The organism is Arthrobacter sp. A2-55, assembly GCF_025548615.1.
Lineage (GTDB): Bacteria > Actinomycetota > Actinomycetes > Actinomycetales > Micrococcaceae > Specibacter > Specibacter silviterrae.
This window is the reverse complement of record NZ_JAJLOZ010000060.1, coordinates 1-24,109: the sequence shown is the minus strand read 5'-3', so window position 1 is coordinate 24,109 and position 24,109 is coordinate 1. Positions and strand designations below refer to the sequence as shown.

Genomic DNA, 24,109 nt, shown 5'->3' with positions numbered 1-24,109 from the left:
GAAAGTTGTGCAGAAGTTTGCGCCCAAGTGACTGTGCGCCGCACCGACAGCCAAAGCTGTCGGTACGGCGCAACAGTGCAGGGAGTGTGCGTGTCCTACTTGGGGCTGGACTTCGACTCCACCTTGATGGAGCCGTCGATGATGCCCTTCTTGATGGTGTCGAGCTGGGTCTTGGTGGCCGCGCTGACGGCCGAATCCAGGTCGTGGAACGGGGCCATGGCCACGCCGCCGTTGTCCAGGGTGCCGATGTACGGGGTGGCCGAGTACTTGCCGGCGAGGTCGTCCTTGACGATGGTCTCCACGGCGTCGCCCATGGTCTTAATGACGGAGGTCAGCAGGATGGACTTGTACGTGGGGGCGGTCAGGTAGCCGTCGGAGTCAACCCAGACCAGCTTGACGTCCTTGCCGGTCTTGTTGGCGGCCAGAATGGCATCGCCCGCACCCTTGCCGAGCGGGCCGGCAACAGGCATGACCACGTCGGCGCCGTCGCCGATCAGGTTGTTGGTGGCCTTGGTGCCTTCCTGGATGATGTCGAAGGTGTTGGCGAACAGGCCCTGCTGGGTGGCCACGTTCCAGCCCAGCACCTGGACGTTCTTGGACTGCTGCTTGTTGTAGTACGCCACGCCTTCGGCGAAGCCGTCCATGAAGATGGTGACGGTGGGGATGTTGATGCCGCCGAAGGTGCCAACCTTGCCGGTCTTGGAGACCGAGGCGGCCGTGTAGCCGGCCAGGAAGGCGGCCTGCGCCGTGTCGTAGACGACCGGCTTGACGTTGGGCAGCTTGATGGAGTTGTCATCGATGATGGCAAAGTGCAGCTTGGGGTCGGCCGTGGCCACCTTCTTGGTGGCATCCGCGAGCAGGAAGCCGACGGTGAACGTCAGGTTGCAGCCTGCGTTGGCCATCTGGTTCAGGTTCGGCTCGAAGTCCGCCTTGGTGGTGGACTGGGCTTCCTTCATCTTGATGCCCGTGTCCGTGACGGTCTTCTTCAGGCCCTCGTAGGAGGACTGGTTGAAGGACTGGTCGTCGAATCCGCCGGAGTCGGAAACGATGCAGCCCAGGTAGTTGGCTGCTGCGGCGTTGCCGCTGGTGCTTCCACCGCCGCCGGCGGGTGCCGGGGCCTGTCCGCAACCGGTGAGCAGGAGCGCCATTGCTCCCAGGGCCACAGTCCCGACGGTGGCCCCGCGCTTAAACGTGCCCGTAATAATTGTTTTCAAAATTCCTCCATAAGGTGTTAAATTGCGCGCGGACACCCCCGTTCCGAATGCGCAGTGTTAGACAACACACTAATGGCAGCTGCTACCAGCCGGTAGCCCCGGTGCGGATGCACCGGGGCATCGTTGGGGAACCGTTATCAAGCTGTGCCCTTAGGGCAGCGTCACGACCATCTTTCCGGTGTTTGCCCCGCGCATCAGTTCGATGAATGCCTGCGGTGCATTTTCCAGCCCTTCGACCACGGTTTCATCCGCCTGGACGGTTCCGTCGGCCAGCCAGCCGGCCATTTTTTGGGCGAATTCCCCGGCCAGGTCCTGGTGGGCGCCCACCAGGAAGCCGCGCAGTGTGAGCTGTTTGCCAATGGCCGTGGCCAGGTTTCGCGGCGCGGAAGGGGCCTCCGTGCTGTTGTAGACGGAGATGGCCCCGCACATGGCGATCCGGCCGAAGGGGTTCATCACGGCGATCGCCGCCTCCAGCTGCTCGCCGCCCACGTTGTCGAAGTAGACGTCAATCCCAGAGCCTTCCCCCAGGATCCCGCGGAGCTTCTGCTTGGCCGGGCCGTCGTGGTAGTTGAATGCCGCGTCAAAGCCGAGCTCCAGCAGGTGCGCCACCTTCTCCGCCGAGCCGGCGCTGCCGATCACGCGGGCAGCGCCCAGCGCCTTCGCCACCTGGCCCACCATGGACCCCACGGCCCCCGCCGCGCCGGACACAAACACCGTGTCCCCGGGTTTGAAGGCGGCCACCCGCGTCAGGCCGGCGTAAGCCGTCAGCCCCGTCATGCCCAGCGCGCCCAGGTAGGCCGAGGGCGCGGCCAGCGAAGGATCCACCTTCTTGCTGGACGTGGCAGGCAGCACGGCATAGTCCCTCCAGCCCAGGCCATGGACGACGACGTCGCCCTCCTTGCGCTCAGCGCTCCTGGACGCGACCACCTCACCCACGGCGCCGCCGTCGAGCGCGGCATCAAGGGCGAAGGGGGCGCTGTAGGACTTGACGTCATTCATGCGCCCGCGCATGTACGGATCCACGCTCATGGCCAGGTTGCGGACCAGAATTTCCCCGTCGGCCAGTTCGGGCAGCTGCACCTCGGTGAGGCGGAAATTTTCGGGGACGGGCCAGCCCACGGGCCGTGATGCGAGCTGGATTTCGCGGGAGGTCAGGGCGCTCATGCGGCGGCTTCTTCCGTGGCCAGCGACAGCTGGACGTCAACGTTGCCGCGCGTGGCGTTGGAGTAGGGGCACACCTGGTGGGCCTTCTCAATCAGTTCTTCAGCCTCCGCGGCACCGAGTTCGGGCAGCGAAACCTCCAGGCGCACGGCGATGCCGAAGGCACCGTTGCCGATGGCACCGAGGTCCACCTCGGCACGGACGGAGGAGCCGGTCACGTCGGCCTTGGTGCGGCGGGCCACCAGGCGCAGGGCGGAGTGGAAGCAGGCGGCGTAGCCGGCCGCAAAGAGCTGCTCGGGGTTGGTGCCGTTGCCTGCGCCTCCCATTTCGGCGGGCGAGGCGAGATCCACGGCGAGCTTGCCGTCGTCGGTGCGGGCCTGGCCGTCGCGGCCGTCCCCGGTGGCAAGTGCGCGGGCTGTGTAAAGGGTTTTCATGAAGGGTCCTTTGGGGTTGGCTTATTGGGCGTTTGCGTGCAGGGCACCGGTGACCTTGGCCAGGGTGAGGTTCAGCTGCTCGAGCTCGTCGGGGCTCAGGCCTGCCGCTGCGGCGATCCGTGCGGGGACGGCTGCGGCCTGCTCCCTCAGCCCGGCACCGCGGGGGGTGAGGTGGACGACCACCTTCCGTTCGTCGTCGGGCTGGCGGCGGCGCTCCACGAACCCGGAGGCCTCCATCCGTTTCAGCAGCGGGGACAGGGTGCCTGAATCCAGGTCCAGCTCCTCCCCCAGCTCGCGGACGGAGGCGCCGTCGCGTTCCCAGAGCAACAGCATGACCAGGTACTGCGGGTAGGTCAGGCCCATCGATTCGAGCATGGGCCGGTACACGGCAGTGGCGGCGCGGGAGGCCGCATAGAGCGAAAAGCAGACCTGGTGCTTAAGAGTTGATCGTTCGGGCATGAAACGAGCGTAACTCAATTTTAGATTGTGCACAACTTAATTGCCCACAACTTATCTGCTTTCACCTCCGTTGAGGTTGGAGATAACCACCGACCAGGGTTGGTGGTTATCTCCAACCTCGACGGATTGGCCCGTGGTTATCTCCAACCTCGACGAGGGGGTGTCAAGGGGCGGGCTTCAGGTGTTGGCGGTGCGGAGAGTGCGCAGGGCCGCCGCGCACAGGACCCGGATGCCTACCGACAGGGCCCTCTCGTCCACGATGTAGTCGCCGCGGTGGAGGTCGAACTCCTCGCCGCCGGGAACGTGGGTGCCCAGGCGCATGAGGGAGCCGGGCACGCCCTGCAGGAACCAGGCAAAGTCCTCCCCGCCCATGGACTGCGGCGCCAGGACCACGGAATCCTCGCCCAATTCGGCCCGGGCGGACGCTTCAATGAGTGCCGTTTCGTGCTCCGAGTTCACCACGGGCGGCACCCCGCGGGTGTGCTCCAGGTGAACCTCGACGCCGTACGGGGCCGCCACCTGCTGCACCACCTCATCCAGCAGTTCGCCCGCGGCGTGCCAGGCTTCGCGGTCGAGGCAGCGCATGGTCCCGCTCATGACGCCGTGGCCTGGGATGGCGTTGGGCGCCGAGCCGGCGTTGATCTGGCCCCACACCATGGACACGCCGCTGCGCACGTCCACGCGGCGGGAGAGCACGGCCGGGACGTTGATGGCGATCTGCGCCAGGGCAAACACCAGGTCCTCGGTCAGGTGAGGGCGGGAGCTGTGTCCCCCGCGCCCGGTCAGCTCAATCTTGATGGTGTCCGAGGCGCTTGTGATGGGGCCGATGCGGGTGCCGATCTTGCCCACCTCGATGCGGGGGTCGCAGTGCAGCGCCATGATGCGCGGGACGCCGTCGAGCGCGCCCTGGTCGATGCAGGCCAGCGCGCCGCCGGGCAGGGTCTCCTCGGCAGGCTGGAAAATGATGCGGACGGTGCCGCCCAGCGGGCTGGACTGGTGCATCTTGGCCAGGACCAGGGCAATGCCCAACATGGTGGCGGTGTGAAAGTCGTGGCCGCAGCCGTGGGTCACGCCGTGGTTGCGGGAGGCGTACGGGAGCCCGGTCTCCTCCACAATGGCGAGGGCGTCAATGTCCCCGCGCAACGCCGTCGTAATGGGGCCCTCCCCCACATCGACGATGACGCCGGTGCCGTCCAGCCTGCGCGGGGAAAGCCCGGCGGCCAGGAGGCGGTCGTAAATCCTGGCGGTGGTCCGGTGCTCCTGGAAGGACAGTTCCGGGTGGGCGTGCAGGTCGCGCCGAAACTCGATGACCTCATCGATCAGGGGCTCCACCCAGGGGCCCACCAGCTCAGTTGGTTCTGTTTCCAGCGAGTAATTGCGCACAGTCAAACTCTAACCACCCCGCCGCGCAGGGGCGGCATTGCGCACGCCGCATTACCGCGGGTTGCGTGCCCGGGTCCGGCGGGGAGGGCTAGAGGACGTCGGTGTCGCCGTTGAGCTTGAGCCCGTCCACGGCCTTTTTCACCAGCTGGGCGTGGGCGCGGGTGGTGACCAGCAGGGCGTCGGGGGTGTCCACCACCACCACGTCCTGGATGCCGATGAGGGCAATGACGCGCTTGGTGTCGGTGACCACGATGCCGGTGCTGTCCTCCGTGAAGACGCGCGGGGATTCGCCAATGACCTTCACGTCCTTGACTTCCTTGGCGCTGCTCAGGCGCGCGATCGCGGCAAAGTCGCCGACGTCGTCCCAGCTGAAGTCGGCAGGTATGACGGCGACGTCCCCGGCATCCGCTGCGGGCTCGGCCACGGCGTAGTCGATGGCGATCTTGGGAAGGGTGGGCCAGATGCGGTTTTTCACCGCGATCCGCTCGGGGGTGTCCCAGGCCAGGGCAATTTCCATCAGCCCGTCATACAGCTTGGGCTCGTTGGCCTTGAGGTGGCGCAGCATCAGTTCCACGGGGGCCACGAACATGCCGGCGTTCCAGCTGTAGTCGCCGCTGGCCAGGTACTGCTCGGCCACTTCCTCGCTGGGCTTCTCCACAAACTTGGCCACCTGATGGGCGTGGGGCGCGCCGGCAATCTCCAGTGCCTTGCCCATCTGGATGTAGCCAAAACCGGTGGAGGGGTGGGTGGGGTTGATCCCGATGGTGACAATCTTGCCGGTGGCCGCCGTGTAGATGGCCTCCCGGACGGTGTCCTGAAACTCGCTGTCCGGGCTGATGACGTGGTCCGCGGCAAAGGAGCCCATGATGGTTTCCGGGTCGCGGGTGAACAGGATGGCCGCGGCCAGGCCGATGGCGGCGGCGGAATCCTTGGGTTCGGTCTCCAGGACCAGGTCGTCGTCGGCCAGTTCGGGCAGCTGGCGGCAGACGGCCTCCCGGTGCGCGTCGCCGGTGACCAACAGGATCCTGTTGCCGCTGATCGGCTGCAGCCTGTCGTACGTGGCGCGGATCAGCGTGCTGCCGGTGCCCGTCAGGTCATGGAGGAACTTCGGGGCCGCAGCACGTGAGAGTGGCCACAACCGGGTGCCGACACCCCCGGCGGGGATAACGGCAAAGAACTTGTCCAAGGGGTCGGGGCCGGTGCGCACGGACGGGGCCGAATTATCAGTATTCATCACGGCAAGCCTAAACGATGGCGGCGTCCATGCCGGGATTCTGCGGCGGAAGGCGCCAAAGATCACCCGCAAGGATGAGGGGGCAACGGCGTCGTGCTTGGAAATGTGTTTGGAAAAGTGCAGGGAAAAGGGTGGGCAATACAGCGGCAAAGCTGCCCCGGACGCCACCAATTCACCGCTTTGTGACTCGGCCGTGATTTGTCGCATGGGGCAAGGAGCGCCTAAGTTGAATATGCTGTGAGCGAAGCCTAAATTTAGGCAAAGTTATGAGTGCTCACGCCGTGTGCGTTTCCCCGCGTGGAACCACGCCAGCGTCACGGTGTTGCAGGAAGGTTTATTCAGTGCCGACAAAACCAGCTGGCACTCTGTACCGCGGCCGAGAAGGCATGTGGTCCTGGGTGGGACACCGCATTACCGGTGTAGTTATTTTCGTATTCCTGTTGGTGCACGTCCTGGACACCTCCTTGGTGCGGGTGTCCCCGGAAGCGTACACAGCAGTCATTGGGGCATACAAGAACCCCATCATGGGCCTGGGCGAGGCAGCCCTGGTCGCCGCAATCGTGTTCCACGCCTTCAACGGCCTGCGCATCATTGCCATTGATTTCTGGAAAAACGGCCCCAAGTACCAGCGCCAGATGCTCTGGACTGTGCTGATCGCCTGGGTTGTGGTCATGGTTCCGTTCCTGATCCGCCACCTCTCCATCGTCTTCGGGGGGCACTAAAATGAGTTCCAACGTTATTGCATCGCCGCGCTCCAACAGTGCACAGTCGCCCTGGTACAAGCGCAACAAGGCATCGCACTCCAGCTTTGAAATGTTCGCCTGGCTGTTCATGCGCCTTTCCGGCGTGGTGCTGATCGTGCTGATCTTCGGCCACCTTTTCGTGAACCTCATGCTGGGCCAGGGCATCCACGCCATCGACTTCGGCTTTGTGGCCGGCAAGTGGTCAAGCCCGTTCTGGCAGGTCTGGGACCTCGCCATGCTGTGGCTTGCCATGCTGCACGGCACCAACGGCGTGCGCACCATCATCAACGACTATGCTGACCGCAATGGCACCCGCATGACGTTGAAGACGATCCTCTACATTGCCGCGGGCGTCATCATCGTCCTGGGCACCCTGGTGATCTTCACCTTTGACCCGTGCCCGGCCGGCGCCGTTACCGACCTACCGTCCTTCTGCCCCGTACCGTAACCGGTCCGCACTAGAAGTGAACACCAGCATTTTGTAGCAGCAAAGAGAGAAAGAGCATCCAGTATGCAGGTCCACAAATACGACGTCATCATCGTCGGGGCCGGTGGAGCAGGCATGCGTGCCGCCATCGAATCCGGTCAGCGCGCCCGCACGGCCGTACTGACCAAGCTCTACCCCACCCGCTCCCACACGGGTGCCGCCCAGGGCGGCATGTGCGCCGCCCTGGCGAACGTGGAGGAAGACAACTGGGAATGGCACACCTTTGACACCGTCAAGGGCGGCGACTACCTGGTGGACCAGGACGCCGCCGAAGTCATGGCCAAGGAGGCCATCGACGCCGTCATCGACCTGGAAAAGATGGGCCTGCCGTTCAACCGCACGCCCGAGGGCCGCATCGACCAGCGCCGCTTCGGCGGGCACACCCGCGACCACGGCAAGGCACCCGTGCGCCGTTCCTGTTACGCCGCCGACCGCACCGGCCACATGATTCTGCAGACGCTGTACCAAAACTGCGTCAAGCACAACGTTGAGTTCTACAACGAGTACTACGTCCTGGACCTGCTGACGGTTGAAGAGGATGCCACCCGCGAGGACGGCACGCCCTACAAGCAGAAGCGGATTGCCGGCGTGGTCTCCTATGACCTGGCCACCGGCGAACTGCACGTCTTCCAGGCCAAGTCCGTGATCCTGGCCACCGGCGGTGCGGGCAAGGTCTTCAAGACCACCTCCAACGCCCACACCCTCACCGGCGACGGCATGGGCATCGCTTTCCGCAAGGGCATCCCGCTGGAGGACATGGAGTTCTTCCAGTTCCACCCGACAGGCCTTGCCGGGCTGGGCATCCTGCTTTCCGAGGCCGCCCGCGGCGAAGGCGCGATCCTGCGCAACTCGGAAGGTGAGCGCTTCATGGAGCGCTACGCCCCGACCATCAAGGACCTGGCCCCGCGCGACATCGTGGCCCGCTCCATGGCCAACGAAGTCCGGGAAGGCCGCGGCTGTGGCCCCAACAAGGACTACGTGCTGCTGGACCTGACGCACCTGGAGCCGGCGCACATTGACGCCAAGCTCCCGGACATCACCGAGTTCGCCCGCACCTACCTCGGCGTGGAACCGTACACGGAACCCGTCCCGGTGTTTCCCACGGCCCACTACGCCATGGGCGGCGTTCCCACGAACATTGCCACCGAAGTCCTGCAGGACAACGACACCATCATCCCCGGCCTGTACGCTGCCGGTGAAGTGGCCTGCGTGTCCGTGCACGGCTCCAACCGCCTGGGCACCAACTCGCTGCTGGACATCAACGTCTTCGGCAAGCGTGCCGGCGTGGCTGCCGCCGAATACGCCAAGGGCGCCGAGTTCATCGATCTTCCGGCCAACCCGGAGGCCGACACCCAGGCCCTGCTGGACCACGTCCGCACGTCCGACGGCGGCGAAAAGGTGGCTGCCATCCGCAAGGACCTGCAGAACACCATGGACGCCAACATGCAGGTGTTCCGGACGGCCGAGTCCATTGACCGCGTGCTGGCGGACATCGCCACGTTCGAGGAGCGGTACTCCCGCATCACCGTCCAGGACAAGGGCAAGCGCTTCAACCTTGACCTGCTCGAGGCCGTGGAACTGGGCTTCCTGCTGGAACTGGCCAAGGTCATGACAGTTGCCGCCCTCCACCGCCAGGAATCCCGTGGCGGACACTACCGTGAAGACTTCCCGGACCGTGATGACGAGAAGTTCATGAAGCACTCAATGGCGTACAAGGATGCGGCCGTGACGTCGGAGAGCTCCGAGGAGCACATTGCCGGCATCCGGTTGGGCACCAAGCCAGTTGTCGTCACGCGTTACCAGCCGATGGTGAGGAAGTACTAATGAGCCCCGTGGAAACTGCAGAAACTGCTCCCGAGCCGCTGTCCAAGATCGAACTGCCCGCACACCTCGGTGGCGGCGGGGAAATCCCCACCTTCGACATCACCCTGCGCGTGCGCCGTTACGACCCCGAGTTCTCGGAGGAGTCGAAGTGGGAAGACTTCACCATGACGATGTACGGCACCGACCGCGTGCTGGACGCACTGCACAAGGTCAAGTGGGAGCAGGACGGCTCGCTGTCGTTCCGCCGCTCCTGCGCGCACGGCGTGTGCGGCTCCGATGCCATGCGCATCAACGGCCGCAACCGCTTGGCCTGCAAAACCCTCCTGAAGGACTTGGACACCACCAAGCCCATCACCGTCGAGGCACTCAAGGGCCTGCCGGTTGAGAAGGACCTCATTGTGGACATGGAGCCCTTCTTCCAGTCCTACCGCGAGATCATGCCCTTCCTGATCAACCGCAGCCATGAGCCGTCCAAGGAGCGCCTGCAGTCCGCCGAGGAGCGCGCCCGCTTCGACGACACCACCAAGTGCATCCTGTGCGCTGCGTGCACGTCCTCCTGCCCTGTGTTCTGGACGGACGGCCAGTACTTCGGCCCGGCCGCCATAGTCAACGCGCACCGCTTTATCTTTGATTCGCGCGACGACGCCGGCGACATGCGCCTGGAGATCCTCAACGACAAGGAAGGCGTGTGGCGCTGCCGCACCACCTTCAACTGCACCGAGGCATGCCCGCGCGGCATCCAGGTCACGCAGGCCATCGCCGAGGTCAAGCAGGCCATCCTGGCCCGCCAGGTCTAGTTCCACCGCTTGCAAAAAGGCTCCGCTCCCGTGTGGGGGCGGCGCCTTTTTTGCTGCGGGGCCAAGATTCCAGTTGCGTGACTTCACCGTGGGGCAAAACTCGCTTCCAGCTTTGCCCCGGGTGCACCGGGGGCCAAACCCGCACCGAGTTTTGCCCCGGACGACGGCGGGAGGCGGGGTTCCGCTGGAACGTGACCTGCCGCCGTCGTACTTCAGGCGCGGCCGGTCACCCGGCGCGCACGGCCGCCACCAGGTCCGGCAGCAGGGCCGCCGCATTCGGGGTGCCCAGCCCGGTCACGGGATCCCAGCCTGTGGTTGCCGGGTAGCCCGGAACCGATGGATCGGTCTGGTTGTTGCCCGTGGTCACGTCAAAGAAGTCATTGGCGTAGGCCGCTGGGTTGGCGCCCAGCTTGTACAGCGCCGGGTTGATCAAGCCAAGCCCGCCGCCGTTCATCTGGGCCGCGATGGCCACCAGCCCGGCCCACTGCGGGCAGGACAGCGAGGTGCCGCCAATGTCGTACCAGCCGGTGCTGCACGGCGTGGCGCCGCACATCAGCCCGCCCAGTCCGTCCGGCGGGAGCGACAGGTAGACCAGGGCGCCCGTCCCGGCGCTGGCCTGCAGCGCAATGTCAGGGACGCCGCGCATGCTGCCAATGGCCGTGCTACCGGCCGGCAGTGCCGACTGGTAGTCCGGGCGGGCAAACACGTGGCTGAAGCCGCCGCCCGCACCAATCCAGCCAACTTCGGCCTGGCCGGGATTCCGCCGGCATGACGCCGGCGGGCTGGCGCTGTCCACCGTCCGCCCTGTCACAGCCGTCGGGTCGGTGCACAGGTAGGTGCCGCCGACGCCTGTCACGAGCGGATCAGAGGCCGGCCACTGGACTGTCGGGTAGGGGAACGTTGGCAGCGAGTTCGGGCCGCCGACGGGTGCCTTGTTCGGGTTCGCCGTGCCGCCGTCGCCCGAGGAACCCAGCACGGTGACGCCGTTCTGGGACGCGGAAATGAACGCGTGGCGAAGGTTCAGCAGCGATTGCGGGCTGCCAAAGGCCTCCTCCGTGGTGGCAAAGCTCTGCGAGATGACCTGGGCCAGGTGGTGGTCCACCACGTACTGCTCTGCGGCCATCATCTGCGGCAGGCCGTTGACGCCAAGGGTCTCGGCGGTGGGGGTGGCCACGAGCAGGATGTTGGCCCCCGGCGCCATGGCGTGGGCCGTTTCGACGTCGAGCGCCACTTCCAGCGCCCACGCGGCCTTGTCCTTCTGGGCCGTGCCCCTGCTTTGCGACGGCGGCGCCTTGGTGGCGGGCGAGCCTTGCAGATGCAGCACGCTGAACGTGGGCATGCCCGCCGTGCAGGTGACTGCTTCCTCGCCGCACATGGCGGGCAGGTTGAATGCCTGGTCGTAGACGTGCAGGTCGTGGGCCATGGTGTCACTGCCATAGGAGTCCACAACTGCGATGGTGATGCCCGTTCCGTCGTTGCCCGCCGCATACAGCGGGCCCACGTTGTAGGCCGCCCGGGTGGACTGCGGTGTAAAGCAGCGCCGCCCGACGGAATTGCACTGGGCTTCCGTGGGCGGGGTGGCGGAGCTGTTGATCTGGACAAAGTCGCTGACCGCGGGGTGGACGTCGGGAACGGCGCCCCCTGGCGGCGACGCCGTGGGGACGCCGGCCATGCAGGCCGCAGCAACAAGTGCTGCACCCCCGGCCAGGGACAGGAATGATTTTCCGGTACGAGATCTCATGTTAACCTCCGTACAGCTTGCGAAAGGCCTTCACGGGCAGCATCGTTGCCGTCCTGGCACGGTCCCCCAAACGGGCCGAAAGCCATCACAGGTTTACTACCGAAAAGGGCCCCGCGTCAACATTTATTTGGCCCGCCCCACTGTGAAGTGGCGCGCCGCCGGGTCACCACGGTGCTCCACTTCAAGGCTCCGTCAGGACAGTCCGCCGCCGAGGGGCAGTTCCTCGCGCAGGGCCCAGCCGCCGTGTGAGTAGTCGTACAAGCCGATGCTGGAGACTTCCAGCTCGGCGCCGAAGTCCGCCAGCGCCGTCTCCGCCCGCTCCATGGCCGGCTGGTCAAGGTCATGGGCGATGGTCAGGTGCGGGTGGAAGCCGAATTCGACCAGGTGTTCCAGCGGCCCGTCCAGCAGCCTGGCGTGCAGGTCCACGCACTCTTCCACGCCGGCGTCGAGCTTGAGGAAAACGACGTCGGAGACGGGGGCAAAGGTGCCCGTGCCGCGCAGGGAGATAGTGAACGGGCTGGCTTCCCGGGCAATGGTACGCACATGTTCGGCGGCTTCCGCCCAGGACCCCTTGGCGCGCCCCGAGACCAGCGTAATGTGGGCGGGAACTGCGCTGGCGCCGGACCCGGCAAATGTTTCGCGCCACTGCCCCAATTCCTCGGCAAGGGCCGGGGGCATGGAGATGATGACCCCCAGGCTTTCGGGGCTGGGCGCCGGACTTGCCCCGCTTTGGCCGATGCCGGGCATGGTTAGGCCGCCGTTCCCACGGGCGGCAGGAAGCCCACCTTGGCGTAGACGTCCGCCAGGGTGACGGCGGCAATTTCGCGGGCCTTTGCGGCGCCGTGGGCCAGCAGCGCGTCCAGCTCGGCCGGATCATCCAGCAGTTCCAGCGTCCGCTTCCGGATGGGTTCGATCCGGGACACGACGGCGTCCGCCACGTCCACCTTCAGGTGTCCGTACATTTTTCCTTCGTACTCCTCCACCAGCGTGGGCACAGCCTTGCCGGTCAGGGTGGACAGGATTTCCAGCAGGTTGCTCACGCCCGGCTTGTTTTCGCGGTCGTGGGCAATGACGGTGCCCGTGTCGGTGACGGCCGACTTGATCCGCTTCGCCGTGACCTTGGGGTCGTCCAGCAGGTTGATGAGACCGTTGGGGCCGGACGCGGACTTGGACATTTTCGCCGTCGGATTTTGCAGGTCATAAATGCGGGCGCCCTCCTTCTGGATGAACGCCTCCGGCACGGTGAAGGTGTCGCCAAAGCGGTGGTTGAAGCGCTTGGCCAGGTCGCGGGCCAGTTCCACGTGCTGGCGCTGGTCGTCGCCCACGGGCACACCCTGCGGCCGGTACAGCAGAATGTCCGCAGCCATGAGCACAGGGTAGGTGAACAGTCCCACGCTGGCCATGTCCTGCCCGCCCTTGGCGCTCTTGTCCTTGAACTGGGTCATCCTTGATGCCTCGCCAAAACCGGTGATGCAATTGAGCACCCAGGCCAGCTGCGCGTGTTCGGGCACGTGCGACTGCACAAACAGCGTTGACTTCTCCACGTCGATGCCGCCGGCAATGTACTGGGCCGCCGTTTTGCGCGTGCGCCGGCGCAGTTCCTCGGGATCCTGTGTGACGGTGATGGCGTGCATGTCCGGGATGAAGAACAGGGCCTGGTAGTCGTCCTGGGTCTTGACCCAGTTGACCAGGGCCCCCAGGTAGTTGCCCAGGTGCAGGGAATCGCCGGAGGGCTGCATGCCGGAAAGGACGCGGGGGCGCAGGGTGGTCTCACTCATGGAGGGCAAAAAATCCTTAGAACGTGTAGTCGACAACCAGGGGGGCGTGGTCGGAGAAGCGTGACTCGTAGGAGTCGGCACGGTCCACCACGGCCTGCGTGGCGCGTGCCGCCAGGGCCGGGGTGGCCATGTGGTAGTCGATGCGCCAGCCGGTGTCGTTGGTGAAGGCCTGTCCGCGGTTGGACCACCAGGTGTACGGGCCCTCCACCTCCCCGGCCAGTTCCCGGGCCACGTCCTTCCAGCCGATTTCCGTGCCGAAGAACCTGTCAAAGTAGGCGCGTTCCTCGGGCAGGAAGCCGGCGCGCTTCACGTTGCCCTTCCAGTTCTTGATGTCCAGGGTGGTGTGGCCCACGTTGAGGTCGCCCACCACCAGGGCGTGGTCGCTCGCTGCGGCCAGCTGCGGCAGTCGGGCGATCATCGTGTCCAGGAAGCGGTACTTGTCGTCCTGCTTCGGCGTGCCGGCCTCGCCCGAATGCACGTAGGCGCTGACCACCGTCAGGGTGGTGTCCGTGCCGTCGGAGCCCTTGACTGCATAGTCGGCCTCGACCCAGCGGCCCGTGGTGGCGAAGTATTCCTCGCCAATGCCCACGCGGGTGGCTGCCGGTTCCAGGCGGTCCTTGCGGGTGGCGATGAGCACGCCGGCGCGACCCTTGGCCTCGGCTTCGGCGTGCACCAGGTGCCAGTCCGTGGCGAGGAAGCCCTCCACGATGGCGTCGGGCGCACGGACTTCCTGCAGGCACAGGATGTCCACATCGCGGGCTGCCAGCCAGTCCGCCATGCCGTTCTTGTAGGCGGCACGTATGCCATTGACATTGACGCTGGCAATCCTCAGACGGCCATTTTCAGTAGCGTTGCTCACTTGTTCAACCTTACCCGTTTCCGGTGGTCCGCAGGGTTCATGGTGCCCGGTGCCGGACTTTGGCTTTTGGCCGGCGGCCGCTAGTCAAGCACGACGCCGGACACGGCCTCGCCGTCGTCGGGTTCCGTTGCGCTTGGCTTGGGCTGGGCGGCCCGGTCAGCGTCCTTGCGGGCCATGGCGGCGTCCATCTTCGCTTCCTGGGCCTCCCAGTTCGGGTTGATCATGCCGCGGCCGTTGCGGGCCGTGATGTCAATGGTTTCCAGGGCCCGCTCCACCATGCCCTGGTCCTTGCCCTGGTATTCGTTGACCACGCCCACCTGGACGCTGATGATCTTGAAGGAATGGTCCAGCTTCAGCTCCCGGGCCTTGGCCGCCTGACGCGTGCCGCCGTCGTCGGACACCAGCGTGGTGCCGCCGCCGGCCGGGCCGCCGGCACTGTTGCGCTGGGCCATCTCGGCCTGGACCAGCTTCACCTGGCGGGCGCCAAACGCTGCGGCCCTGTGCACGCCGATGTAGACCAGCGTGGACAGGACCAGCCAGCCAAACGCGATCACGGCAATGACCCAGCCCAGGACGGTGCTGTTGTTCGCCGCGAACACCATGGCCACCAGAAAGACGATGGCCAGCACCACAGTGCCCAGGCCGGTGAACTTGCCGGGTTTGCCCGTTTTGCCGGTTCCAAGAGAAGTCATGCCCCCATTCTCTCAAACGCCGGGCAGTCCGCGGGCTCCTTCCACCAGCGGCGAACGGCCCGGGCCGGAAAAATGCCGGGCCGCCGACCGCCGGGCCGCCGCGCTACTTGCCCAGCTGGCTGCGGAGCACTTCGAGGCGTTGGCGGTATTCGGTCTCATCCACCTCCCCGCGTGCGTAGCGTTCGCGGAGCACGGATTCGGCGCCCTGGCTCTGGTGCCATTCGCGGCTGCGGCGCAGGCGTCGCGGGACGAAGAAGATGAACAGCCCAATCACCACGAGCCAAAAGAGCGGGAAAATCAGGAACCAAGGGCCGCCGCCCCAGCCCCATCCATGGTCCATGGTCTGGGCTGCGAGCGCGGCCGGTGTGCTCAGTGCTGCAATCATGATGCGTCCTTACGGTTGGTGCCAGCCGTCCTTCGGCTGTGTTTCAACTCTTCCGTCATGGACGCTCTACTGCGTCTGCCGCAGGGAGGCTCTTTGGCCGGCCGGGGTACTCCCCCGGGAGGCGGTGCGGGGCCACCCGGAAAAGAAAACTGAAATTATTTTCCCGCGGCTATTGTCTGGGGGTGGCTCAGGTCACATACTAAATGAATCAAGTTCATTTAGTGACGTGGAGCTCCCCTCCGCAAAGCCCCAAAGGAAACGCCCCCATGAGCAACTCCACCGCAACACCCCAACTGCCGGGACCGGTTTCAAACCCCGACGGCGAACACAAGCTCCAGTCGGGCGCCATCTCCGCCGCCGGTTCCGTGGTGATGGCAGTGGCCGGCAGCGCCCCGGCCTACTCCATCGCCGCGACGACGGCGGCCCTCATCGCCGCTGCCGGCCTCGCCAGCCCGGCGGCCCTGCTGTGGTGCGGCATTCCCATGGTCGGCATCGCCGTCGCCTTTGCCTACCTGGGCAAGGCGGAAGTCAACGCCGGAGCAGCCTATTCTTGGGTGGGACGGGCCCTCCACCCTGCGCTCGGCTTCCTGTGCGGCTGGGCCCTGGTCATCTCCGCCACCATCTTCATGGTGGCCGGCTCCCTGCCGGCAGGCTCCATGACGCTGGCATTGTTCAGCCCGGAAAACGCCAACAACGTGCCGCTGTCCACGGGCATCGGTGCCATCTGGTTCCTTGTCATGGTGGTGTGTGTGATGCTTGGGGCCACCCTCACCGCCCGGGCGCAGTGGATCATGTCCTCCATCGAGGTGGTCATCCTGGTGGTCTTTGCCCTCGTGGCCATCATCAAGGCCGCCACGGGCGCACATGCCGGCCCGTCCTTCTCCTGGGACTGGTTCGGCTTCGGCCACTTCCAGGGCACCGGCGGGTTTGTGGCCGCGGCGTTGATCGCAGCCTTCTACTACTGGGGCTGGGATGTCAGCGCCAACCTGAATGAGGAAACCGAAAACGGCCACAAGAATTCCGGCCTGGGCGGCATCATCGGCGTGGTCATTGTCTTCCTGCTCTTCGAGGTGTTCACGATCGGCATCAACGTCATGCTGCCGGCGGCTGACATCGAGGCGAACAGCGGCAACGTGCTCGGCGCACTGGGCGAAGTCATCTGGCCGGGCATTGGCGGCAAGATCCTGATCGTCGCCGTCATGCTTTCCACCATTGCCACCCTGGAGACAACGCTGATCCAGGTCACCCGCTCGCTGTTTGCCATGGGCCGGGACAAGACGCTTCCGGCAGCCTTCGGCAAGTCCCACGCCAAGTGGCGCACCCCGGCGTTTGCCACCGTGGTGGTGGCCTGTGTTTCGCTGGTCCTGTTCATCGGCTCCAACTTCATCGGCAGCATCGGCGACATCCTGTCCGCCGCCATCAGCTCCATTGGCCTGCAGATCGCGTTTTACTACTGCCTGGCCGCCCTGGCCGTGGTGGTGGCCTACCGCAAGCTGATCTTCAAGTCCTGGAAGAACTTCATCTTCATCGGGCTGTGGCCAGGGGTCGGCGCCGTCTTCATGGGCTGGATCTTCGTGGTCTCCATCCCCAGCCTGGGCGGCGTGGTGGTGGCCATTGGCCTCGGGACCCTGGCCTTGGGCCTGATCCCCATGGCGTACTACTGGCGCAAGGGCAGCAGCTACTTCACCCGCCGCCCGCTCAACGTCTCCTAGGGCGCAGGCGGGACGTTCCACCCCGGGCGCACCAGCCCGGACTCATAGGCAATGACAACAAGCTGGACGCGGTCGCGCGCGTCCAGCTTTATCATGATCCGGGACACGTGCGTCTTGGCGGTCAGCGGGGTGATGAACAGCCGTGCCGCAATCTCGGCATTGTTCAGGCCCTCCCCCACCAGGGCCAGCACCTCGCGTTCCCTCCCGGTGATCAACCCCAGTTCAGGCACTGGCACCGGTTCCCTGGACACCCTGGCCATGGCTGCCATGAGGCGGCGGGTGACCGACGGCGACAGGAGGGCGTCGCCGTCGTGCACTACACGGACCGCACGGATCAGCTCCTCCGGCTCGGTGTCCTTGACCAGGAACCCGGCCGCGCCAACGCGGACGGCCTCCACTATGTAGTCGTCCAGTTCAAAGGTGGTCAGGATGATGATGTGGGTGCCGGCAAGCAAGGGGTCGGCCAGGATGGCGGCACTCGCGGCCAGGCCGTCGCCGCCGGGCATGCGGATGTCCATGAGAATGACGTCGGGCCTGAGCTGCCGGGCCAGCCGGACGGTCTCTTCCCCCGTGCCGGCCTCCCCCGTGATCTCCATGTCCGGTTCGGCGTTGAGGAGGGCTCGGAAGCCGGCACGGATGAGCGTTTGGTCGTCCGCGATGAGAATGCGGATCATGGCGTGTCCTCCCGGGTGGATTCTGCGGCGGTGCCGGTCTCCGCGGGGCCGCGCACAGCACTGCCAGTCTCAGCACTGCCGGGCGCGGCGTCCAGCGGGATTGTCGCGTGCACGCCCAGCCCCGGATGCAGCTCCACGAGGTCCACGGATCCGCCGATCCCCGCGAGGCGTTCGTGCATTCCGCGCAGCCCGTTGCCCTCGGGCGCGCCCTGCCGGCCGGTCCCGTCGTCGTCAATGGCAACCGCCAGCACCCCGCCCGCGGCGGGGCCGATCCGCACCGCCACCGCCGCGGCCCCGGAATGCCGGACAGCATTCACCACCGCCTCCTGGACCACCCGGTACAGCACGGCCTCCCGCTCGGGGCCGAGGCCGGCGCGCAGGGCGGAGGGGTCGCCGTCGTACTTCAGCGTGGCGTCAAGGCCGCCCTGGCGGGCGTCCTCCACCAGGGCGGGCAGCGAGTCCAGCGTGAGGCCGGGCTGGCGGGGGGCGTCCTGGCGCAGCACGCCAAGCAGCTCGCGGACCTGCTCCAGGGACTCCTTGCTGGCCGACTTGATCGCCTCGAGGGCCGGGCGGAGCTCCCCGGGATCGCGGTCGGCCAGGTGCAGTGCCACGGAAGCGCGCACATTGATCATGGACAGCGAGTGCGCCACCACGTCATGGATGTCCCGGGCCAGCGCAAGGCGGTATTCGTCCTCCGCGCGCTGCCTGGCGGCCTGCGCGCGGGCCCGGCGTTCGGCGCTGCGCTCCCACCGCAGCCGCAGGCCCTCGCCCAGCAGCACCATGATCACCAGCCAGGCGGATACGGCCGCGGCCTTGACCAGGTCCAGTTCGCCGCCGTGGACCGCAGCCCAGGCAAATGCCGCCACGACCAGGGCCCCCGCCACGGACCAGCTGAAGACGCGCCGCCGCCGGGCCGTTGCCAGCACCAGGGCCAGCGCCATGGACAGCGGCACGGGCCCCCACGGGTAGCCCAGTGCCAGGTAGCCGGCGGCCACGGCCACGGCACCGGCCAGCATCACCTCGGGTGCGCGCCGCCACAGCAGCAGCAGCGCCGGGCCGGCCAGCAGCAGCAGGTATCCCAGCCAGTCCAGGTGGGAACCCGGCTGGCGCGACGCCGCGAAGTGCGTGCCCGCCAGCTGGATCACGGCTGCCAGCACGGCCACTGCCGCCATGGGCCGTCTGCGGCGCGCTCCTGTCATGGCTTGAGCGTATCCCGGCACCCGCCGGCGCACATCACCCCGGGCGCGCATGGGCCCGTACTCCGCTGGGAGTACGGGCCCTTGCACACAAAACAGAGGACGACGGCGAAACCTTGCGTTCCGCCGTCGTCCTCCCACTGCCTTGGCGTGCGTCAGGCTCGCTCGGCGGCCTCCACCACATTGGCCAGCAGCATGGCGCGGGTCATGGGGCCCACGCCGCCCGGGTTCGGGGAAATCCAGCTCGCCACGGAAGCGGCGGCGGGCTCCACGTCACCGGTGACAACAGCCTTGCCGCTGCCGTCATCCACGCGGGACACGCCGACGTCGAGCACTATGGCGCCCGGCTTCAAGTCCGCAGCCTTGACCATGTGCGGCTGGCCGGCGGCGGCAATAACGACGTCGGCCTGCCGCAGTTCCGCGGCCAGGTCCCGTGTGCCGGTGTGGGCCAGCGTGACTGTCGCATTGATGTCGCGGCGGGTGAGCAGCAGGCCCACGGGCCGGCCGATCGTCACGCCGCGGCCCACCACCAGGACCTTCTTGCCGTTGAGGTCGATCCCGTGGCGCAGCAGCAGCTCCACGCAGCCCTTGGGCGTGCACGGCAGGGGGGAAACCATGGGCCGGTTGACGTTGGCCACCAGGCGGCCCAGGTTCATCGGGTGCAGGCCGTCGGCGTCCTTGGCGGGGTCGATGGCTTCCAGCACCACGTCCTGGTCCACGTGCGCAGGCAGGGGCAGCTGGACAATGTAGCCGGTGCAGGCGGGATCGGCGTTGAGCCGGCGGACGGCGTCGAGCACCTCCTCCTGGGTGGCAGTTTCCGGCAGGTCAATGCGGATGGAGTTGATGCCCACCTCAGCACAGTCCTTGTGCTTGCCGGCCACGTACCACTGCGAGCCCGGGTCCGAACCCACCAGAATGGTGCCCAGGCCGGGCGTGATGCCGCGGGCGGCCAAGGCGGAGACGCGTTCCTTCAACTCGGCCTTGATCGCTGCAGCCGTGGCCTTGCCGTCCAGGATTTGTGCGGTTTGTACCTCGGTCATGCGGTTACCACTGCTCCTGGCCGGGGTACAGCGGGAAGTCGGCGGCGAGCTTCTTCACGCGGGCGGCGAGGGCTTCGACGTCGGCGTTGCCCTTCAGCGCGGCGGCAATGATCTCGGCCACCTCGGTGAACTCCGGGGCGCCGAAGCCGCGGGTGGCCAGGGCCGGGGTGCCGATGCGCAGGCCGGAGGTGACCATCGGGGGGCGGGGGTCGAACGGGACGGCGTTGCGGTTGACCGTGATGCCCACGGAGTGCAGGAGGTCCTCGGCCTGCTGGCCGTCCAGCTGCGAGTTGCGCAGGTCCACCAGCACCAGGTGGACATCGGTGCCGCCGGTCAGCACGGACACGCCGGCCTCGGAGACGTCAGCCGCGTTGAGGCGCTCGGCGATGATCTTGGCGCCTTCCAGCACACGCTGCTGGCGCTCCTTGAATTCCTGGCCCGCGGCCACCTTGAACGCCACGGCCTTGGCTGCGATGACGTGCATGAGCGGGCCGCCCTGCTGTCCGGGGAACACGGCGGAGTTGAGCTTCTTGGCCCATTCCTGCTTGGCCAGGATTACGCCGGAGCGCGGTCCGGAGAGGGTCTTGTGGACCGTGGAAGTCACGACGTCGGAGTACGGCACCGGGCTCGGGTGCAGGCCGGCGGCCACCAGCCCGGCGAAGTGCGCCATGTCCGTCCAGAGCAGCGCGCCAACCTCGTCGGCGATGGAGCGGAACGCCTCAAAGTCGAGGTGCCGGGGGTAGGCGGACCAGCCGGCAATGATGACCTGCGGCTTTTCGGCGATGGCCTGCTCGCGCAGCTTGTCCATGTCGATGCGGAAGGTGTCGGCCTCAACCTCGTAGGCGGCGACGTCGTACAGCTTTCCGGAGAAGTTCAGCTTCATGCCGTGGGTCAGGTGCCCGCCGTGGGCCAGGGACAGGCCCAGGATCTTCTCGCCCGGCTTGATCATGGCGGCAAGGGCGGCGGCGTTGGCCTGGGCGCCGGAGTGCGGCTGGACGTTGGCGTATTCGGCGCCGAACAGGTCCTTCACGCGCTGGATGGCCAAGTTTTCGGCCACGTCCACATACTCGCAGCCGCCGTAGTAGCGGCGTCCCGGGTAGCCTTCGGCGTACTTGTTGGTCAGCACGGAGCCCTGGGCTTCCAGGACGGCGCGGGGGGCGAAGTTTTCGCTGGCGATCATTTCCAGCGTGTCACGCTGGCGGCCCAACTCGTCCTTGAGGACGGCGGCAATCTCAGGGTCCAGCTCGGAGAGCGGGGCATTGGTCACGGACTGGGTGGGGGTATAAGACACGTCAAGGCTCCTGGATGGACAACACGAAAAATCTTTATCTAGGCCAGATTATCCGGTGTACGCGTCCCAGGCGCAGGCCGCTTCGCAGTGTGAAGTGCAGCGACGTCAAGCACATGTGTGTTAAGTGGCACAGGCAAGGACATGTACACCGCCAATCTTTCAATCGGCGTTCATGACCCCGCGTCCCAGGCGTACGATCCGCAGGTCCAACCACAGTGCTGCTCCCCGGTGGTGTCCCACCTCATCGCCAGTCGCAACGACTTAATTGTAGTACAGGCCCCCCGGTGCCGGTAACGTTGAACGGGTGACTGAACTGAACTCCCGCACCCAGCATGCCTCCAACGGATTTGTCCTCACGCTGTCCTGCGCCGACCGGCCCGGCATTGTCCATGCCGTGGCGGGCGCCCTGTTGGAGGCCGGCTGCAACATCACCGACTCCCAGCAGTACGGCAATCCGGACACCGGCACCTTCTTCATGCGGGTGGCTGTGGAAACCACGACGACGTTCACCCGCCTCCGCGAGCACCTGGACTCTGTGGCGGGCCAGTTTGCGCTCAATTGGCAGCTGCACCGGGCCGGGGCGCCGGTGCGCACACTGATTCTGGCCTCCAAGGCCGCGCACTGCATCAATGACCTGCTGTTCCTCCAGCGCTCCGGCACCCTGCCCATTGAGATTCCGGCCATCGTCTCCAACCACCGGGACCTGGAACCGTTGGCGGACTTCTACGGCATCCCGTTTTACTACATCCCGGTCACCCCGGAAACGAAGGCCCACGCGGAGGACCAGCTGCTGGAGCTGGTGACGCGCCTTGACGTGGAACTGGTGGTCCTGGCCCGTTACATGCAGGTCCTTTCCGACAAGCTGTGCCGCCACCTCGAGGGCCGGGCGATCAACATCCACCATTCGTTCCTGCCGTCCTTCAAGGGTGCCAAGCCGTACCACCAGGCCCACGCGCGCGGCGTGAAGATCATCGGCGCCACCGCCCACTACGTGACGGCCGCACTGGATGAGGGCCCCATCATTGAGCAGGAAGTGATCCGCGTGGACCACGGTCACTCCGTGGAAAAGTTCGTCTCCATGGGCCGCGCCGTGGAGGCCCGCACGCTGGCCCAGGCCGTGCAATGGCACGCCGAGCACCGCGTCCTCCTCGACGGCCACCGCACGGTCGTCTTCGACTAACACCTGTCACCCTCCCTCCGGCAACTGTGTGTCAGAAACTGCATGGAATTCCCCGTTTTTGGGTGAATTCCATGCAGTTTCTGACACACAGTTGGGAACGGCACTGCGTCGGTGCGCCCCCGCCTTCACCTGCCGTCTGCCGCACGCCGAGCACCGCGTGATCCTCGACGGCCACCGCACGGTGGTCTTCGACTAAACGAGTTGCCCGGGAGTTTCCGCTGGGGCAAAACCCGCCACGAGTTTGGCCCCCAGTACACCCGGGGCGAAACCTGCCACGAGTTTGGCCCCCGCGAGAAGTGCCGCCGTCGGGCTGGGCACCGGGCATTGGTGACGGGCGCCGTGTCGGCTGCTGAACGTTGGAGCGCGCCGGCATCGAGCCAAATTCGCCGGCCAAGATTGTTGAACAATCTACAAAAGTAGGGCATGCTTGGAGAACCACATCACGAGACGGGGATCACACATGCCTTACATTGACCTCAATTCCGACGTCGGCGAATCGTTCGGGAACTGGACCATGGGCGACGACGCCGCCATCTTCACCTCCGTCTCCAGCGCCAACGTAGCCTGCGGATTCCATGCCGGGGACCCGAGCACCATTGCCCAAACGTGCCGCGACGCCGTGGCCGCCGGCGTCACCATCGGGGCACACGTGGGATACCGGGACCTGGCCGGATTTGGCCGCCGCTTCCTGGACTGCTCCCCCACCGAACTCGCCGACGACGTCCTGTACCAGCTCGGCGCCCTGTCCGCCCTGGCCGGGGCCGCCGGGGCCACCATCAAGTACGTCAAGCCCCACGGCGCGCTCTACAACACGATCGTCCACCACGAAGGGCACGCCCAGGCCGTGGTCGACGCCGTCAAGGCGTTCGGAACGGACCTTCCCCTCCTGCTCCTGCCCGGATCGGTGGCCCTGGCCAAGGCGGGGGCACAGGGGCTGCGCGCCGTGGCGGAGGCCTTCGCGGACCGCAACTACACGCCGGAGGGAACGCTGGTCTCCCGCCGCGAGGCCAATGCCGTGCTGCACGATCCCGCGCAGGTCGCCGCCAACATGGTCCGCCTGGCCACCGAGGGCACCGTCACGGCAATCGACGGCAGCGTCATCCCCATGCCGGCCGAGAGCATCTGCGTCCACGGCGACACCGCCGGAGCCGTGGCCATGGCCGCAGCCGTCCGCGCAGCACTGGAAAATGCCGGCGTGCAGATCAAGAGCTTTGCGTGAACGCCAGCATGCCCGCCAGCGTGAGCGCGGCAAATGCCCCCGCCATGGCCGCACCGATCCGGGAAACCGGCACCATCACGGCCATCCGCCCCGCCGGCACGCGCGCCCTCCTGGTGGAGCTCTCCACGCTTGAAGCCGTGCTGGCCCTGGCGGCCCGGCTGGCGGAATCCCCCCTGCCCGGCCAGCTGGATGCCCTGTCCGCGGCGGCCACAGTGCTGGTCAAGTTTGACTCCCCCAATGCGGCCCGCACGGGAGCCGCCGCCATCCGGGCACTGGACCTCGGCACGGCCCCCACAGGGACAGGCCGGCTGGTGGAGGTCGAGGTGAACTACGACGGCGCCGACCTCGCCGAAGTTGCCGCACTGACGGGCCTGAGCCCGGAAGGCGTCATCGCCGCGCACACAGGCCAGACCTGGCGGGCGGCATTTGGCGGATTCGCCCCGGGCTTCGCGTACCTGCTGGGCGAAAACACGGCCCTGCACGTCCCCCGCCGCAGCACCCCGCGCACCACCGTGCCCGCCGGCGCCGTGGCACTCGCCGGCGACTATTCCGCCGTGTACCCGCGCCAGTCCCCCGGCGGCTGGCAGCTGATAGGCCACACCGACG

At 66.5% G+C, this 24,109-nt stretch carries 24 protein-coding genes; 8 read left to right on the top strand and 16 right to left on the bottom strand.

The features are described from left to right. Positions 1-95 precede the first annotated feature (95 nt). The 6 genes from LPN03_RS15465 to LPN03_RS15440 form a co-directional block, all read right to left on the bottom strand. A complete protein-coding gene (locus tag LPN03_RS15465; protein ID WP_370875242.1) occupies positions 96-1,214 on the bottom strand; it encodes a BMP family protein in 1,119 nt (372 codons plus the stop codon). A 150-nt stretch (positions 1,215-1,364) separates the two neighbouring features. Beyond that, a complete protein-coding gene (locus LPN03_RS15460) occupies positions 1,365-2,378 on the bottom strand; it encodes an NADP-dependent oxidoreductase (protein ID WP_262454911.1) in 1,014 nt (337 codons plus the stop codon). Further along, the gene (locus LPN03_RS15455; protein WP_165181374.1) at positions 2,375-2,809 is read right to left on the bottom strand and encodes an organic hydroperoxide resistance protein; all 435 of its coding nucleotides are present in this window, start codon (positions 2,807-2,809) and stop codon (positions 2,375-2,377) included. The genes LPN03_RS15460 and LPN03_RS15455 overlap by 4 nt, the downstream gene beginning before the upstream one ends. 21 nt (positions 2,810-2,830) lie before the next feature. After that, positions 2,831-3,268 carry a MarR family winged helix-turn-helix transcriptional regulator gene (locus LPN03_RS15450; RefSeq protein ID WP_262454910.1) on the bottom strand — a complete coding sequence of 146 codons (438 nt, stop codon included), beginning with the start codon at positions 3,266-3,268 and terminating at the stop codon, positions 2,831-2,833. A 177-nt stretch (positions 3,269-3,445) separates the two neighbouring features. Beyond that, a complete protein-coding gene (locus LPN03_RS15445; protein WP_165181372.1) occupies positions 3,446-4,651 on the bottom strand; it encodes an amidohydrolase in 1,206 nt (401 codons plus the stop codon). Between the two features lie 88 nt (positions 4,652-4,739). After that, complete coding sequence (locus LPN03_RS15440; RefSeq protein ID WP_165181371.1) at positions 4,740-5,885, bottom strand: mannose-1-phosphate guanylyltransferase; 1,146 nt, start codon at positions 5,883-5,885, stop codon at positions 4,740-4,742. 341 nt (positions 5,886-6,226) lie between these two features. Between LPN03_RS15440 and sdhC the strand changes: the two genes are divergently transcribed. The 4 genes from sdhC to LPN03_RS15420 all read left to right on the top strand — a co-directional run bounded on the left by sdhC (position 6,227) and on the right by LPN03_RS15420 (position 9,736). Beyond that, positions 6,227-6,607 (top strand): succinate dehydrogenase, cytochrome b556 subunit, encoded by a 381-nt coding sequence (sdhC, locus tag LPN03_RS15435; RefSeq protein WP_262454909.1) that lies wholly within the window; start codon positions 6,227-6,229, stop codon positions 6,605-6,607. Between the two features lies 1 nt (position 6,608). After that, positions 6,609-7,076 (top strand): succinate dehydrogenase hydrophobic membrane anchor subunit, encoded by a 468-nt coding sequence (locus LPN03_RS15430; protein ID WP_165181369.1) that lies wholly within the window; start codon positions 6,609-6,611, stop codon positions 7,074-7,076. Between the two features lie 63 nt (positions 7,077-7,139). Further along, the gene (gene sdhA / locus LPN03_RS15425) at positions 7,140-8,939 is read left to right on the top strand and encodes a succinate dehydrogenase flavoprotein subunit (RefSeq protein WP_165181368.1); all 1,800 of its coding nucleotides are present in this window, start codon (positions 7,140-7,142) and stop codon (positions 8,937-8,939) included. Then, on the top strand, positions 8,939-9,736 hold the full coding sequence (locus LPN03_RS15420) for a succinate dehydrogenase iron-sulfur subunit (RefSeq protein WP_165181367.1): 798 nt from the start codon (positions 8,939-8,941) through the stop codon (positions 9,734-9,736). Before sdhA ends, LPN03_RS15420 begins: the two co-directional genes overlap by 1 nt. Positions 9,737-9,962: 226 nt before the next feature. On the opposite strand, the gene LPN03_RS15415 is transcribed toward LPN03_RS15420, so the two are convergent. From LPN03_RS15415 to LPN03_RS15390, 6 genes are all read right to left on the bottom strand, one after another. Further along, positions 9,963-11,477 carry a S53 family peptidase gene (locus tag LPN03_RS15415; protein WP_262454908.1) on the bottom strand — a complete coding sequence of 505 codons (1,515 nt, stop codon included), beginning with the start codon at positions 11,475-11,477 and terminating at the stop codon, positions 9,963-9,965. A 192-nt stretch (positions 11,478-11,669) separates the two neighbouring features. Continuing rightward, positions 11,670-12,224 (bottom strand): 2'-5' RNA ligase family protein, encoded by a 555-nt coding sequence (locus LPN03_RS15410; RefSeq protein WP_165181365.1) that lies wholly within the window; start codon positions 12,222-12,224, stop codon positions 11,670-11,672. 2 nt (positions 12,225-12,226) lie between these two features. Continuing rightward, on the bottom strand, positions 12,227-13,255 hold the full coding sequence (gene trpS / locus LPN03_RS15405; protein ID WP_165181364.1) for a tryptophan--tRNA ligase: 1,029 nt from the start codon (positions 13,253-13,255) through the stop codon (positions 12,227-12,229). Between the two features lie 16 nt (positions 13,256-13,271). After that, positions 13,272-14,114 carry an exodeoxyribonuclease III gene (locus LPN03_RS15400; protein WP_262454907.1) on the bottom strand — a complete coding sequence of 281 codons (843 nt, stop codon included), beginning with the start codon at positions 14,112-14,114 and terminating at the stop codon, positions 13,272-13,274. An 80-nt stretch (positions 14,115-14,194) separates the two neighbouring features. Beyond that, positions 14,195-14,806: a hypothetical protein gene (locus LPN03_RS15395; protein WP_165181362.1), complete on the bottom strand. Its 612-nt coding sequence runs from the start codon at positions 14,804-14,806 to the stop codon at positions 14,195-14,197. A gap of 103 nt (positions 14,807-14,909) precedes the next feature. Further along, positions 14,910-15,191: an SHOCT domain-containing protein gene (locus tag LPN03_RS15390; protein WP_262454906.1), complete on the bottom strand. Its 282-nt coding sequence runs from the start codon at positions 15,189-15,191 to the stop codon at positions 14,910-14,912. A 266-nt stretch (positions 15,192-15,457) separates the two neighbouring features. On the opposite strand from LPN03_RS15390, the gene LPN03_RS15385 reads away from it, so the two are divergent. Then, entirely contained in the window at positions 15,458-16,903 is a 1,446-nt protein-coding gene (locus LPN03_RS15385; RefSeq protein WP_262454905.1) for an APC family permease, read from the top strand. Here LPN03_RS15385 and LPN03_RS15380 read toward each other — a convergent pair. The 4 genes from LPN03_RS15380 to glyA all read right to left on the bottom strand — a co-directional run bounded on the left by LPN03_RS15380 (position 16,900) and on the right by glyA (position 21,104). Beyond that, complete coding sequence (locus LPN03_RS15380; RefSeq protein WP_262454904.1) at positions 16,900-17,577, bottom strand: response regulator; 678 nt, start codon at positions 17,575-17,577, stop codon at positions 16,900-16,902. The two genes, LPN03_RS15385 and LPN03_RS15380, sit on opposite strands and share 4 nt — an antisense overlap. Beyond that, positions 17,574-18,776 carry a sensor histidine kinase gene (locus LPN03_RS15375; RefSeq protein WP_262454903.1) on the bottom strand — a complete coding sequence of 401 codons (1,203 nt, stop codon included), beginning with the start codon at positions 18,774-18,776 and terminating at the stop codon, positions 17,574-17,576. The genes LPN03_RS15380 and LPN03_RS15375 overlap by 4 nt, the downstream gene beginning before the upstream one ends. 152 nt (positions 18,777-18,928) lie before the next feature. Beyond that, the gene (locus tag LPN03_RS15370) at positions 18,929-19,813 is read right to left on the bottom strand and encodes a bifunctional methylenetetrahydrofolate dehydrogenase/methenyltetrahydrofolate cyclohydrolase (protein WP_165181358.1); all 885 of its coding nucleotides are present in this window, start codon (positions 19,811-19,813) and stop codon (positions 18,929-18,931) included. Positions 19,814-19,817: 4 nt separating this feature from the next. Next, complete coding sequence (gene glyA / locus LPN03_RS15365) at positions 19,818-21,104, bottom strand: serine hydroxymethyltransferase (RefSeq protein ID WP_262454902.1); 1,287 nt, start codon at positions 21,102-21,104, stop codon at positions 19,818-19,820. A gap of 313 nt (positions 21,105-21,417) precedes the next feature. On the opposite strand from glyA, the gene purU reads away from it, so the two are divergent. The 3 genes from purU to LPN03_RS15350 all read left to right on the top strand — a co-directional run. Beyond that, positions 21,418-22,284, top strand: coding sequence for a formyltetrahydrofolate deformylase (purU, locus tag LPN03_RS15360; protein ID WP_262454917.1), 867 nt, complete (start codon positions 21,418-21,420; stop codon positions 22,282-22,284). Positions 22,285-22,744: 460 nt separating this feature from the next. Continuing rightward, the gene (locus LPN03_RS15355; RefSeq protein ID WP_165181356.1) at positions 22,745-23,503 is read left to right on the top strand and encodes a LamB/YcsF family protein; all 759 of its coding nucleotides are present in this window, start codon (positions 22,745-22,747) and stop codon (positions 23,501-23,503) included. Positions 23,504-23,547: 44 nt separating this feature from the next. Next, positions 23,548-24,109 (top strand): 5-oxoprolinase subunit B family protein (locus LPN03_RS15350; RefSeq protein WP_262454916.1); only part of this gene is annotated, 562 nt, incomplete at its 3' end.

Bases quoted from the DNA above. Each gene is read 5' to 3' on its own strand.
- LPN03_RS15460 (WP_262454911.1), bottom strand. From the start codon at position 2,378: ATGAGCGCCCTGACCTCCCGCGAAATCCAGCTCGCATCACGGCCCGTG.
- LPN03_RS15455 (WP_165181374.1), bottom strand. From the start codon at position 2,809: ATGAAAACCCTTTACACAGCCCGCGCACTTGCCACCGGGGACGGCCGC.
- LPN03_RS15450 (WP_262454910.1), bottom strand. From the start codon at position 3,268: ATGCCCGAACGATCAACTCTTAAGCACCAGGTCTGCTTTTCGCTCTAT.
- LPN03_RS15440 (WP_165181371.1), bottom strand. From the start codon at position 5,885: ATGAATACTGATAATTCGGCCCCGTCCGTGCGCACCGGCCCCGACCCC.
- LPN03_RS15430 (WP_165181369.1), top strand. From the start codon at position 6,609: ATGAGTTCCAACGTTATTGCATCGCCGCGCTCCAACAGTGCACAGTCG.
- sdhA (WP_165181368.1), top strand. From the start codon at position 7,140: ATGCAGGTCCACAAATACGACGTCATCATCGTCGGGGCCGGTGGAGCA.
- LPN03_RS15420 (WP_165181367.1), top strand. From the start codon at position 8,939: ATGAGCCCCGTGGAAACTGCAGAAACTGCTCCCGAGCCGCTGTCCAAG.
- LPN03_RS15415 (WP_262454908.1), bottom strand. From the start codon at position 11,477: ATGAGATCTCGTACCGGAAAATCATTCCTGTCCCTGGCCGGGGGTGCA.
- LPN03_RS15410 (WP_165181365.1), bottom strand. From the start codon at position 12,224: ATGCCCGGCATCGGCCAAAGCGGGGCAAGTCCGGCGCCCAGCCCCGAA.
- trpS (WP_165181364.1), bottom strand. From the start codon at position 13,255: ATGAGTGAGACCACCCTGCGCCCCCGCGTCCTTTCCGGCATGCAGCCC.
- LPN03_RS15395 (WP_165181362.1), bottom strand. From the start codon at position 14,806: ATGACTTCTCTTGGAACCGGCAAAACGGGCAAACCCGGCAAGTTCACC.
- LPN03_RS15390 (WP_262454906.1), bottom strand. From the start codon at position 15,191: ATGATTGCAGCACTGAGCACACCGGCCGCGCTCGCAGCCCAGACCATG.
- LPN03_RS15385 (WP_262454905.1), top strand. From the start codon at position 15,458: ATGAGCAACTCCACCGCAACACCCCAACTGCCGGGACCGGTTTCAAAC.
- LPN03_RS15380 (WP_262454904.1), bottom strand. From the start codon at position 17,577: ATGATCCGCATTCTCATCGCGGACGACCAAACGCTCATCCGTGCCGGC.
- LPN03_RS15375 (WP_262454903.1), bottom strand. From the start codon at position 18,776: ATGACAGGAGCGCGCCGCAGACGGCCCATGGCGGCAGTGGCCGTGCTG.
- LPN03_RS15370 (WP_165181358.1), bottom strand. From the start codon at position 19,813: ATGACCGAGGTACAAACCGCACAAATCCTGGACGGCAAGGCCACGGCT.
- LPN03_RS15355 (WP_165181356.1), top strand. From the start codon at position 22,745: ATGCCTTACATTGACCTCAATTCCGACGTCGGCGAATCGTTCGGGAAC.